This is a genomic window from Pseudomonas sp. IT-P4 (assembly GCF_949767755.1).
In the GTDB taxonomy this organism is placed as follows: Bacteria; Pseudomonadota; Gammaproteobacteria; order Pseudomonadales; family Pseudomonadaceae; genus Aquipseudomonas; species Aquipseudomonas monachiensis.
Genome location: NZ_CATKPX010000045.1, coordinates 439,450 through 450,862, shown reverse-complemented (window position 1 = coordinate 450,862; position 11,413 = coordinate 439,450). Strand labels below are relative to the sequence as shown.

Genomic DNA, 11,413 nt, shown 5'->3' with positions numbered 1-11,413 from the left:
GTTTACGTCACCGTGAGGCTGTGGCCTTTCTCTACGGCAACATGCCATCACGCTACTCGGCTACACACTTTTCCCTCTGAAAGAAGCGCACCAATCAGGTGCAGCCTTTTATACCTGCGCTCTTTCCTGGATCAGAATCCACGGCGAAACAACCACGGCCCACAACTGCGGATCACGCTCAAAAAGATCCAGCGCCCGCGTTTCAGACAGCTTGGCGACCTTGTCAGCGGCCAGCCAGGCAGCCACTTTCTCCCCTTCATCCTGGGCCACGGCCTCGGCGGCGGCGATCAGATCCAGGCCAGGATCGACCCACAATAGGGCACCCTTGGCGAAGAACGGCTCCAGCTCTTTCCAGGTAATAGATGCGGTTTCACCAAGCAGCTTGGCATAGAGGGTGCTAGGTTCTTGATTCATGGGACTGTCCGGAAAAGAAATCGACGTAGATGATAACGTCGGTGGTCTGGCAGAAAAACCCGGATGCAATTGAGTGACCGAAATGAAAAGCGCAGGAAAGCCAGGGAATGCACTGAATATGGCTATAAGCCCCTCAACACCCCGCCGCAATTCTGTCTTTTACTTTCAATAAAGCGACACTTGCAGGTTTTGTCCCCCGGCGCTGCCTTCCCAGGCTGACAATCGGCGCTCTACACTGTACCGGTACAGTTGCCGAGGGACTTTTCCGGGGAATGTCGCAGATATCTGACCCGGTTCTGCTGCTTTCGGCGCCAGGACTATAAAAACTACAACAGTAAGAGTGGAGCACTATGACTAAGGCTACTAAGCAGATTTCCAAACTGTTTGCCGCTATGGTTCTGGCCGGGGTTGCCAGCCATTCGTTCGCAGCTGACACCATCAAGATCGGCATCGCCGGCCCCAAGACCGGCCCTGTAGCCCAATACGGCGACATGCAGTTCAGTGGCGCCAAAATGGCCATCGAGCAAATCAACGCCAAGGGCGGCGTGGACGGCAAGAAACTCGAAGCCGTTGAATACGATGACGCCTGTGATCCGAAACAAGCTGTGGCAGTCGCGAACAAGGTCGTCAACGACGGCGTCAAGTTCGTAGTCGGTCACCTGTGCTCCAGCTCCACTCAACCGGCTTCGGACATCTACGAAGACGAAGGCGTGATCATGATCACCCCGGCTGCCACCAGCCCGGACATCACCGCCCGTGGTTACAAAATGGTGTTCCGCACCATCGGTCTGGACAGCGCCCAGGGCCCTGCCGCCGGTAACTACATTGCCGACTTCGTAAAACCGAAGATCGTTGCTGTTCTGCACGACAAACAGCAATACGGTGAAGGCATCGCCACCGCCGTGAAGAAAACCCTGGAAGGCAAAGGCGTGAAAGTCGCCGTGTTCGAAGGCGTCAACGCCGGCGACAAAGACTTCTCGTCGATGATCTCCAAGCTCAAGCAAGCCAACGTCGACTTCGTCTACTACGGCGGCTACCACCCGGAGCTGGGCCTGATCCTGCGTCAATCCCAGGAAAAAGGCCTGAAAGCCAGGTTCATGGGTCCGGAAGGCGTGGGTAACGACTCCATTTCGCAGATCGCCAAGGATGCTTCCGAAGGCCTGCTGGTGACCCTGCCGAAATCCTTCGACCAGGATCCGGCCAACGTTGCCCTGGCTGATGCGTTCAAAGCCAAGAAAGAAGATCCGAGCGGTCCGTTCGTGTTCCCGGCCTACTCGGCTGTGACCGTGATCGCCGACGGCATCAAGGCTGCCAAGTCCGAAGACTCCGCCAAAGTGGCTGAAGCCATCCACGCCGGCACCTTCAAGACGCCTACCGGCGACCTGAGCTTCGACGAAAAAGGCGACCTGAAAGACTTCAAATTCGTGGTTTACGAGTGGCACTTCGGCAAACCAAAAACTGAAGCCAAGCCTCAGTAAGGCATTGCCTGACTGACTGCCAACAAAGCCCACGGCGTGCCGTGGGCTTTGTTTTACGAACGTATCTGGGCCGCGCTGGCGTGATCCGCCAGTCTCCCCACCTGAAAATCTCAAAACCGTCATCAGCGGTTCGCTGGCAAACCCCGGATTCGAAGTGGATGCAGATCCACGGGGCCCGGGCGGGAAAATGACTCCACCAGTGAAATGCGTATCAGGTTTTTAGGAGCGCTGTAATGCCTGACATCTATCACTTCTTCCAACAGCTGGTTAATGGCCTGACCATTGGCAGCACGTATGCCCTGATCGCCATCGGCTATACGATGGTCTACGGCATCATTGGAATGATCAACTTCGCCCACGGCGAGGTGTACATGATCGGTTCATACGTGGCGTTCATCGCCATCGCCGGGCTGGCCATGCTGGGACTCGACAGCGTGCCGCTGTTGATGACCGCAGCTTTTCTCGCCACCATCGTTGTAACCAGTGCCTACGGCTACAGCATCGAACGGATCGCCTACCGCCCCTTGCGCGGCAGCAACCGTCTGATCCCGCTGATCTCCGCCATCGGCATGTCGATCTTCCTGCAGAACACCGTTCTGCTGGCGCAAGACTCCAAGGACAAATCCATCCCCAACCTGATTCCGGGCAACTTTGCCTTTGGGCCAGGTGGCGCACATGAAGTGCTGATTTCCTACATGCAAATCGTGGTGTTCGTGGTGACCCTGGTCGCCATGCTCGGCCTGACCCTGTTCATCTCCCGCTCTCGCCTGGGTCGCGCCTGCCGCGCCTGCGCCGAGGACATCAAGATGGCCAACCTGCTGGGTATCAACACCAACAACATCATTGCCCTGACCTTCGTCATCGGTGCGGCACTGGCAGCCATTGCCGCCGTGCTCCTGAGCATGCAATACGGCGTGATCAACCCGAACGCCGGTTTCCTGGTTGGCCTCAAGGCCTTCACCGCAGCCGTGCTGGGCGGTATCGGCAGTATTCCGGGCGCCATGCTCGGCGGGCTGGTACTTGGCGTGGCGGAAGCCTTTGGTGCCGATATCTTCGGCGACCAGTACAAGGACGTCGTGGCGTTCGGCCTGCTGGTCCTGGTGTTGTTGTTCCGGCCAACCGGCCTGCTGGGCCGTCCGGAGGTTGAGAAGGTATGACTAGGAATCTTAAACAGGCACTGTTCAGTGCCTTGCTGGTGTGGGCCGTGGCCTACCCGGTACTCGGTCTGAAGCTGACCATCGTCGGCATCAACCTCGAAGTTCATGGCACCAGCGACGCCACCCTGATCACCATCGCGGTGTGCTCGGTACTGATGTTCCTGCGTGTGCTGTTCGACCAGCAGATCAGCTCGGCCTGGCGCTCTTCGCCGAGCATGCCGCTGATCCCGGCCAAGGCCAGCAACTTCCTGACCCTGCCGACCACTCAGCGTTGGGTCATCATTGCGCTGATCGCCGGTGCCCTGGTCTGGCCGTTCTTCGGCTCTCGCGGTGCGGTGGACATCGCCACGCTGGTGCTGATTTACGTGATGCTCGGCCTCGGCCTGAACATCGTGGTCGGCCTGGCCGGTCTGCTCGACCTCGGTTACGTCGGGTTCTATGCCGTCGGCGCCTATAGCTACGCGCTGCTGTCGCACTACTACGGCCTGAGCTTCTGGATCTGCCTGCCGATCGCCGGCCTGATGTCAGCCACCTTCGGCTTCCTGCTCGGTTTCCCGGTGCTGCGCTTGCGTGGCGACTACCTGGCGATCGTGACCCTGGGCTTCGGTGAAATCATCCGTCTGTTCCTGCGTAACCTGACCGGCCTCACTGGCGGTCCGAACGGCATCAGCAACATCGAGAAACCGACGTTCTTCGGCCTGACCTTCGAACGCAAGGCTGCGGAAGGCATGCAGACCTTCCATGAGTATTTCGGCCTGGAATACAACTCGATCAACAAGGTGATCTTCCTCTACCTGGTTGCGCTGTTGCTTGCCCTGGGTGCGCTGTTCGTCATCAACCGCTTGCTGCGCATGCCCCTGGGCCGTGCCTGGGAAGCGTTGCGTGAAGACGAAATTGCCTGCCGTGCATTGGGCCTGAACCCGACCATCATCAAACTGTCGGCCTTCACCCTGGGTGCGAGTTTCGCCGGTTTTGCCGGTAGCTTCTTCGCTGCCCGTCAAGGCCTGGTGACGCCGGAGTCCTTTACCTTCATCGAGTCGGCGATCATCCTCGCCATCGTGGTGCTGGGTGGCATGGGCTCGCAGCTGGGCGTGATCCTCGCTGCCGTGGTGATGATCCTGCTGCCGGAAATGATGCGTGAGTTCAGTGAGTACCGCATGTTGATGTTCGGTGCCTTGATGGTACTGATGATGATCTGGCGCCCTCAGGGTCTGCTGCCCATGCAACGTCCTCACATGGAGCTGCGCAAATGAGCCGCGAGATCCTCAAAGTAGAAAACCTGAGCATGCGCTTCGGCGGCTTGCTGGCGGTCAACGGCGTTGCCTTGAGCGTGAAAGAGAAACAAGTGGTTGCGCTGATCGGCCCCAACGGCGCCGGCAAGACCACCGTGTTCAACTGCCTGACCGGCTTCTACAAGCCGAGCGGCGGCAGCATCCTGCTCGACGGCGAGGCGATCGAAGGCCTGCCCGGCCACAAGATCGCCCTCAAGGGCGTGGTGCGCACCTTCCAGAACGTGCGGTTGTTCAAGGACATGACGGCGGTCGAGAACCTGCTGATCGCCCAGCATCGTCACTTGAACACCAACTTCCTGTCCGGACTGTTCAAGACCCCGTCGTTCCGCAAGAGCGAGCGCGAGGCCATGGAATACGCCGAGTACTGGCTGGACAAGGTCAACCTGCGCGAGTTCGCCAACCGTCCGGCCGGCACCCTGGCCTACGGTCAGCAACGTCGCCTGGAAATCGCCCGCTGCATGATGACCCGCCCGCGCATCCTCATGCTCGACGAACCGGCCGCCGGCCTGAACCCGAAGGAAACCGAGGACCTCAAGGCGCTGATCAGCATGCTGCGTGAAGAGCACAACGTCACCGTGCTGCTGATCGAACACGACATGAAGCTGGTCATGAGCATTTCCGACCACATCGTCGTGATCAACCAGGGCACGCCCCTGGCCAACGGCACGCCGGAACAGATCCGCGACAATCCTGAAGTGATCAAAGCCTACCTGGGGGAAGCGTAAATGCTGCAGTTCGAAAACGTTTCCACCTTCTACGGCAAGATCCAGGCCCTGCACAGCGTCAACGTCGAAGTCCGCCAGGGCGAGATCGTGACCCTGATCGGCGCCAACGGTGCCGGCAAGTCCACGCTGCTGATGACGCTTTGCGGTTCGCCGCGCGCCCACAGCGGCAGCATCCGCTACATGGGTGAGGAACTGGTCGGCCAGGACTCCTCGCAGATCATGCGCAAGAGCATCGCGGTTGTGCCGGAAGGTCGCCGGGTGTTTTCCCGCCTGACCGTGGAAGAAAACCTGTCCATGGGCGGTTTCTTCACCGCCAAGGGCGACTATCAGGAACAGATGGACAAGGTTCTCGGACTTTTCCCACGCCTGAAAGAGCGCTTCAACCAGCGCGGCGGCACCATGTCTGGCGGCGAACAGCAAATGCTCGCCATCGGCCGTGCGCTGATGAGCAAGCCCAAGCTGTTGCTGCTCGACGAGCCTTCCCTGGGCCTGGCACCGATCATCATCCAGCAGATCTTCGACATCATCGAACAGCTGCGCAAGGACGGTGTGACGGTGTTCCTGGTCGAGCAGAACGCCAACCAGGCGCTGAAAATCGCTGACCGTGCCTACGTTCTGGAGAACGGCCGGGTGGTGATGCAAGGCACAGGTGAAGCCCTGCTGACCGACCCGAAAGTGCGCGAAGCCTACCTCGGTGGTTGAGCCATTGCGGTAAACAAAAAAACGGCCTTTGCGGGCCGTTTTTTATGCCTGCGAATGAGATCGGTGTAGGAGCTGCCGAAGGTTGCGATCTTTTGATCTTAAAAAACCAAAGTCAAAAGATCGCAGCCTTCGGCGGCTCCTACAGGGTCCGTGTGATGGTTCAAAGCCGATCCAGCACCTCCCCACTGCGCTTGAACCACCCGATCAGATAATCCGCCAGTACCTGCGTGCGCTTGGGCAATCCGCCCTGATACGGATGCACCAGGTACATCGGCATGCTGCGGGTCTGATAATCGCGCAGGAGCCATCGCAAACGCCCGTCGGCCAGTTCCGTTGGCAAACAGTAGGACGGCAAGCGCGCAATACCGGCGCCGACCAGCGCGGCTTTCTTCAACAGGTTGTAGTGGTTGCTGGCGAACGGCCCCGACACCCGCACCCGCAATAACTCGTGCTGCTGGTGATACAGCCATTCTTCGCGACCGCTGTAATGGCTGTTGAGCAGGCAGCGATGTTCGGCCAGCGCCTGGGGGGTTTGCGGTTCACCGTATTGTTCCAGATAGGCCGGGCTGGCACAGGTCAGTTCTTGCCACGCCAGCAGTGGACGCGCCACCAGTCGCTGGTCAATGGCCACGTCGGAACGAATCGCCAGATCGAAGCCGTCGCGGGACAGTTCTCGGTAACTGTTGTTGAGCTCCAACTCGATCTGTACCTGGGGATACTTGGTGGAGAACTCCAGCAACAGGCCATCGAAGAAGGTTTCCCCGAGCGACACCGGTACCGTCATCCGCACCGGGCCGGCCATGTCGTCCTTCAGACGCGCCAGGGCCTGGCGGGCCCGCTCGACTTGCACCACCAGCGCCTGGGCCTGGGGCAACAACGCAGCACCGGCGGCGGTCAGGCTCAAGCGGCGGGTGGTGCGTTGCAACAACACCACGGAAAACTGCGCTTCCAACTGGCTGATGCGCTTGGACAGCTGGCCTTTGCTGCAACCGAGCTGCTGCGCCGCCAGGGTAAAACTCCCCGCTTCGATCAATACCGCGAACGCCGCCAAGTCATCCATCTCGCTCATGGATTGTTTCCATTTGAAAACCAAAGGTTGCCTATTAGTGCGCTTATCCGGAGAAAAAACCACCCTAAACTGAAACCTCGTTCAACCCACACGAGGATCCCCCCCATGAAAATTCTTTTGATCGGCGCAAATGGCACCATCGGTTCGGCCGTCGACAGGGAACTGTCGCAACGTCACGAAATCATCCGCATCGGTCGCACCAGCGGCGACTTTCAAGTGGACATCAGTGACAGCGCCTCGATTCGCAAACTGTTCGAGCAGACCGGCAAATTCGATGCACTGGTGTGTGCCGCCGGCAACGTGACCTTCGCACCGCTCAACGAGATGACCGAAGAGAGCTTTGCTCTGGGCCTGAAAGACAAGCTCATGGGCCAGGTCAATTTGCTGCTGATCGGTCGTGAGTTCGCCAATGACGGAGCTTCATTCACCTTCACCACCGGCGTGCTCAGCCACGATCCGATCTACAGCGGTGCCTCGGCAGCACTGGTCAACGGTGCGCTGGACAGCTTCGTCCGCGCCGCCGCCATCGAACTGCCCCGCGGCCTGCGTGTGAATTCGATCAGCCCGAATGTCCTGGTCGAAGCCATGGGCAAATACGCGCCGTATTTTCGTGGCTTCAAGCCGGTTCCTGCGGCGGATGTGGCTTTGGCCTACGCCAAAAGCGTGGAAGGCCTGCAAACAGGTCAGACCTTTCACATCTGAAAAGCAAAAGATCGCCAGCGCCTACAGAGGCGTGCGCGTATTCCGTAGGAGCTGCCGAAGGCTGCGATCTTTCCGCGCCAATACAAAGTGGAGACGATAACGGGTTGTGATGAACGGTCAGGCTGAGTAACGTGGCGGCACTTGTCAGGAGACCCCAAGATGCGTGTTGCCCGTTCCTTAGTCCTCGTTGCCCTGCTTCCGCTGTTCGCCGCTTGCCAGTTGTTCGAGGGTGAGCGGCAGAACGCCTCCCATGTCGGCCAGACACGCATGCAAGGCCAGTTGACCGCGGCGGACGGCAAACTGCTGTTCCAGCCGTGCAACCAGACAAACCGCTACGTGGTCAACGACACGGGCGGTACCAGCGTCCTGCAGCAGGCCGCAAACCTGGCGGACAAGCAGGGCAAGCTGTTTGCCGACGTGCGCGGGCGGGTTGTGGCCGGCAGCGGTGGTGACGGCCAGCTCGATCTGGAGCAGTTGTACCGCGTCGAGCGCTCGGGCAACGCGTGCGACGATCCGAATTTCAAGCTGCTGATCCTGCGCGCCGCCGGCCACACCCCGCAGTGGAGCGTGAAAGTCAGCGGCAAAGGCATGGTCCTCGACCGGGCCGGCCAGCCGCCGCTGGCCGTGCCTTACGTCGAGGAGCAACTGGGCGATGGCCGTTTCAACCTCAGTACCGAAGCCAACAACCAGAACATCGAACTGTGGGTTGCACCGCAACGTTGCGTCGACAGCAGCACCGGCAGCATCCAGCACATGAGCGCCGAACTGCGCATCGACGGTCAGGTGCAGCGCGGCTGCGGGTATTTCGGCGGATCGCGCGACGACTGATCGTTTAAGCCTCACGGGCCTGCGCCTTTGAGGCTTATAATCGCGGGCTTCAAACGCCCTGGCGCAGTTGTGCGCCCCGCGAACCGGATCCCGCCATGTTACGAATCACCGAACTCAAGTTGCCGATCGACCATCCCGAAGAAGACCTGCGCCCTGCCATCGTGCAGCGCTTAGGGCTTGCCAGCGATGACCTGCTCGATTTCACCTTGTTCAAGCGCAGCTACGATGCGCGCAAAAAGTCCTCCGAACTGTGCTTCATCTACACCATCGACCTTGAAGTTCGCGATGAGGCGGCGGTACTGCACAAGTTTGCCGATGACCGTAACGTCAGCGTGGCGCCGGATGTCAGCTACAAAGAAGTCGGCCAGGCACCAGCCGACCTGAGCGCGCGGCCGATCGTTGTCGGCTTCGGCCCGTGCGGGATTTTCGCCGGGTTGTTGCTCGCACAAATGGGCTTCAAGCCGATCATCCTCGAGCGCGGTACCGAAGTACGCCAGCGCACCAAGGACACCTGGGGCCTGTGGCGCAAAAGCGTGCTCAACCCGGAATCCAACGTGCAGTTCGGTGAAGGCGGCGCGGGGACGTTCTCCGACGGCAAGCTCTACAGCCAGATCAAGGACCCGAAATTCCTCGGCCGTAAAGTCCTGCACGAATTCGTCAAGGCCGGTGCCCCGGAAGAAATCCTCTACGTCAGCAAGCCGCACATCGGTACGTTCCGCCTGACTGGCGTTGTGGAAAACATGCGTGAGCAGATTCGCGCCCTGGGCGGCGAAGTGCGCTTCCAGCAGCGTGTCACCGATGTGTTGATCGAAGACGGCCAACTGGTCGGCGTCGAACTCAATGGCGGTGAGCAGATCCACTCCAGACACGTGATCCTCGCCCTCGGCCACAGCGCTCGCGACACCTTCCGCATGCTCCACGGCCGTGGCGTGTTCATGGAAGCCAAGCCGTTCTCGGTGGGTTTCCGCATCGAGCACCCACAGTCGTTGATCGACCGTGCGCGCCTGGGCAAGTACGCCGGCCACCCGAAACTGGGCGCCGCCGACTACAAACTGGTGCACCACGCCAAGAACGGCCGTTCGGTCTACAGCTTCTGCATGTGCCCGGGCGGCACCGTGGTGGCGGCGACGTCCGAGCCGAACCGCGTGGTCACCAACGGCATGAGCCAGTACTCGCGTAACGAGCGCAATGCCAACTCCGGTATCGTCGTCGGCATCACCCCGGAAGTCGATTATCCGGGCGGCCCGCTGGCCGGTATCGAGTTGCAGGAACGCCTGGAATCCCACGCATTCGTGCTCGGCGGCAGCAACTACGAAGCCCCGGCGCAACTGGTCGGCGATTTTATCGCGGGCAAACCGTCCACCGAACTGGGCAGCGTCGAGCCGTCCTACAAGCCGGGCGTCGCCCTGGGTGATCTGGCGCTGGCGCTGCCGGCATTCGCCATCGAAGCGATTCGCGAAGCCTTGCCGGCGTTCGAGAAGCAGATTCGTGGTTACTCGCTGCACGACGCAGTGCTGACCGGCATCGAGACCCGCACTTCCTCGCCGCTGCGCATTACCCGTAACGAGTCGTTGCAGAGCCTGAACGTGAAGGGCTTGTTCCCGGCCGGTGAAGGCGCCGGTTATGCGGGCGGGATTCTGTCGGCGGGTGTTGACGGGATTCGCATTGCCGAGGCTGTGGCTCGGGATATCCTTGGCCTGGAGGCTTAAGGTTTAAAGTAAAAGATCGCAGCCTTCGGCAGCTCCTACAGGATTTACACCATCTCCTGTAGGAGCTGCCGAAGGCTGCGATCTTTTCATTTGTGTCAGATATTGGCGCGCAGCACGCTCGCCGGCAACGGCTCCCCCCGCTCCACCGTCGCCGCCACAACAGCCACCAAACCGCTCAACTCATACCCCTGAGCCTTGAGCCAGTCCTGATCGTAATAGGTCGTGGCGTAGCGCTCGCCGCTGTCACACAGAATCGCCACCATCGAGCCCGTCTCCCCCGCTGCGTTCATGTGCTGGGCGGCCATCAGTGCGCCGATCAGGTTGGTCCCGCTCGACCCACCCACATGCCGTCCCAGACGCTCCGCCAGGTAGTGCATGGCCGCCAGCGACAAGGCATCCGGCACCTTGACCATCGCGTCGATCACCTTGGGCAGAAACGACGCTTCCACGCGTGGCCGGCCGATGCCTTCGATACGCGAGCCGTGGTCCAGTCGCAGGCTGGCATCGCCGGTCTGGTAGTAATCGAAGAACACCGAACGCTCGGCATCGGCACACAGTACGCGGGTGCCATATTGGCGATAACGCACATATCGGCCCAGGGTGGCCGTGGTGCCGCCGGTTCCGGGGCTGGAAATCAACCAGCTCGGCTCGGGATGCTGCTCGAAACGCATCTGCTGAAAGATCGACTCGGCAATGTTGTTGTTCGCCCGCCAGTCGGTGGCGCGCTCGGCGTAAGTGAACTGGTCGATGAAGTGTCCATCATGTTCTCGAGCCAGACGCTCGGACTCCGCATAGATCCGGGTCGGATCGTCCACCAGGTGGCTTTGGCCACCGTAGAAGGCGATCTGCGCGATCTTTTCCTTGGACGTGGTCGCCGGCATCACCGCAATGAACGGCAAGCCCAGCATGCGCGCGAAGTACGCTTCGGAAATCGCCGTGGAACCGCTGGAAGCTTCAATGACCGGCGCACCGGGCTTGAGCCAGCCGTTACACAGCGCATACAGGAACAGCGAACGGGCCAGGCGATGCTTGAGGCTGCCCGTGGGGTGGCTGGACTCATCCTTGAAGTACAACTCGATGCCTGGAAAACCCGGCAGCGGCAAGGGGATCAAGTGGGTGTCGGCGCTGCGCTGGAAATCGGCTTCGATGATCCGGATCGCTTCGCGGGACCACTGTCGGTTGTCGCTCATGATGGTTTTCTCGTTGTATCGGGCAGGAGTCTGCCTTTTGAAAAGGCTCATCCAACAAGCTTAGGAAAAAACCCGCGTCCGGCACAGGTACAGCTGAAATCCAATACGCCCGGCAACTGCTAGGCTCAGGTCAATGCTGAGGGATCA

Annotated in this window: 11 protein-coding genes; 8 read left to right on the top strand and 3 right to left on the bottom strand. The window is 60.1% G+C overall.

The window, feature by feature from the left end:
- Positions 1-108: 108 nt before the first annotated feature.
- Positions 109-414, bottom strand: a complete 306-nt coding sequence (locus tag ACM6IT_RS20010; RefSeq protein WP_056720820.1) for a DUF2288 domain-containing protein — start codon at positions 412-414, stop codon at positions 109-111.
- A 350-nt stretch (positions 415-764) separates the two neighbouring features.
- Here ACM6IT_RS20010 and ACM6IT_RS20005 point away from each other — a divergent pair, with 350 nt between their 5' ends.
- From ACM6IT_RS20005 to ACM6IT_RS19985, 5 genes are all read left to right on the top strand, one after another.
- A complete protein-coding gene (locus ACM6IT_RS20005; RefSeq protein ID WP_056720823.1) occupies positions 765-1,892 on the top strand; it encodes a branched-chain amino acid ABC transporter substrate-binding protein in 1,128 nt (375 codons plus the stop codon).
- A 233-nt stretch (positions 1,893-2,125) separates the two neighbouring features.
- The gene (gene livH / locus ACM6IT_RS20000; protein ID WP_007947264.1) at positions 2,126-3,049 is read left to right on the top strand and encodes a high-affinity branched-chain amino acid ABC transporter permease LivH; all 924 of its coding nucleotides are present in this window, start codon (positions 2,126-2,128) and stop codon (positions 3,047-3,049) included.
- Positions 3,046-4,302, top strand: a complete 1,257-nt coding sequence (locus ACM6IT_RS19995) for a high-affinity branched-chain amino acid ABC transporter permease LivM (protein ID WP_414913846.1) — start codon at positions 3,046-3,048, stop codon at positions 4,300-4,302. The genes livH and ACM6IT_RS19995 overlap by 4 nt, the downstream gene beginning before the upstream one ends.
- Positions 4,299-5,066 (top strand): high-affinity branched-chain amino acid ABC transporter ATP-binding protein LivG, encoded by a 768-nt coding sequence (livG, locus tag ACM6IT_RS19990; RefSeq protein ID WP_056720826.1) that lies wholly within the window; start codon positions 4,299-4,301, stop codon positions 5,064-5,066. The genes ACM6IT_RS19995 and livG overlap by 4 nt, the downstream gene beginning before the upstream one ends.
- Entirely contained in the window at positions 5,067-5,768 is a 702-nt protein-coding gene (locus ACM6IT_RS19985) for an ABC transporter ATP-binding protein (RefSeq protein ID WP_015093834.1), read from the top strand. It begins immediately after the preceding gene.
- A gap of 160 nt (positions 5,769-5,928) precedes the next feature.
- Here the strand turns inward: ACM6IT_RS19985 and ACM6IT_RS19980 are convergent, their stop codons facing one another.
- The gene (locus ACM6IT_RS19980; RefSeq protein WP_414913847.1) at positions 5,929-6,837 is read right to left on the bottom strand and encodes a LysR family transcriptional regulator; all 909 of its coding nucleotides are present in this window, start codon (positions 6,835-6,837) and stop codon (positions 5,929-5,931) included.
- Between the two features lie 105 nt (positions 6,838-6,942).
- Here ACM6IT_RS19980 and ACM6IT_RS19975 point away from each other — a divergent pair, with 105 nt between their 5' ends.
- From ACM6IT_RS19975 to ACM6IT_RS19965, 3 genes are all read left to right on the top strand, one after another.
- Positions 6,943-7,539: a short chain dehydrogenase gene (locus tag ACM6IT_RS19975; RefSeq protein WP_056720829.1), complete on the top strand. Its 597-nt coding sequence runs from the start codon at positions 6,943-6,945 to the stop codon at positions 7,537-7,539.
- Positions 7,540-7,698: 159 nt separating this feature from the next.
- Positions 7,699-8,367, top strand: a complete 669-nt coding sequence (locus ACM6IT_RS19970) for a COG3650 family protein (protein ID WP_414918549.1) — start codon at positions 7,699-7,701, stop codon at positions 8,365-8,367.
- A gap of 95 nt (positions 8,368-8,462) precedes the next feature.
- Entirely contained in the window at positions 8,463-10,076 is a 1,614-nt protein-coding gene (locus ACM6IT_RS19965) for an NAD(P)/FAD-dependent oxidoreductase (RefSeq protein WP_056720832.1), read from the top strand.
- 95 nt (positions 10,077-10,171) lie between these two features.
- On the opposite strand, the gene ACM6IT_RS19960 is transcribed toward ACM6IT_RS19965, so the two are convergent.
- Positions 10,172-11,269 carry a PLP-dependent cysteine synthase family protein gene (locus ACM6IT_RS19960; RefSeq protein WP_177336453.1) on the bottom strand — a complete coding sequence of 366 codons (1,098 nt, stop codon included), beginning with the start codon at positions 11,267-11,269 and terminating at the stop codon, positions 10,172-10,174.
- Positions 11,270-11,413: the final 144 nt, after the last annotated feature.

Excerpts from the sequence above, each read along its gene's own strand:
- ACM6IT_RS20010 (WP_056720820.1), bottom strand. The coding sequence starts at position 414 with ATGAATCAAGAACCTAGCACCCTCTATGCCAAGCTGCTTGGTGAAACC.
- ACM6IT_RS20005 (WP_056720823.1), top strand. The coding sequence starts at position 765 with ATGACTAAGGCTACTAAGCAGATTTCCAAACTGTTTGCCGCTATGGTT.
- livH (WP_007947264.1), top strand. The coding sequence starts at position 2,126 with ATGCCTGACATCTATCACTTCTTCCAACAGCTGGTTAATGGCCTGACC.
- ACM6IT_RS19995 (WP_414913846.1), top strand. The coding sequence starts at position 3,046 with ATGACTAGGAATCTTAAACAGGCACTGTTCAGTGCCTTGCTGGTGTGG.
- livG (WP_056720826.1), top strand. The coding sequence starts at position 4,299 with ATGAGCCGCGAGATCCTCAAAGTAGAAAACCTGAGCATGCGCTTCGGC.
- ACM6IT_RS19985 (WP_015093834.1), top strand. The coding sequence starts at position 5,067 with ATGCTGCAGTTCGAAAACGTTTCCACCTTCTACGGCAAGATCCAGGCC.
- ACM6IT_RS19980 (WP_414913847.1), bottom strand. The coding sequence starts at position 6,837 with ATGAGCGAGATGGATGACTTGGCGGCGTTCGCGGTATTGATCGAAGCG.
- ACM6IT_RS19975 (WP_056720829.1), top strand. The coding sequence starts at position 6,943 with ATGAAAATTCTTTTGATCGGCGCAAATGGCACCATCGGTTCGGCCGTC.
- ACM6IT_RS19970 (WP_414918549.1), top strand. The coding sequence starts at position 7,699 with ATGCGTGTTGCCCGTTCCTTAGTCCTCGTTGCCCTGCTTCCGCTGTTC.
- ACM6IT_RS19965 (WP_056720832.1), top strand. The coding sequence starts at position 8,463 with ATGTTACGAATCACCGAACTCAAGTTGCCGATCGACCATCCCGAAGAA.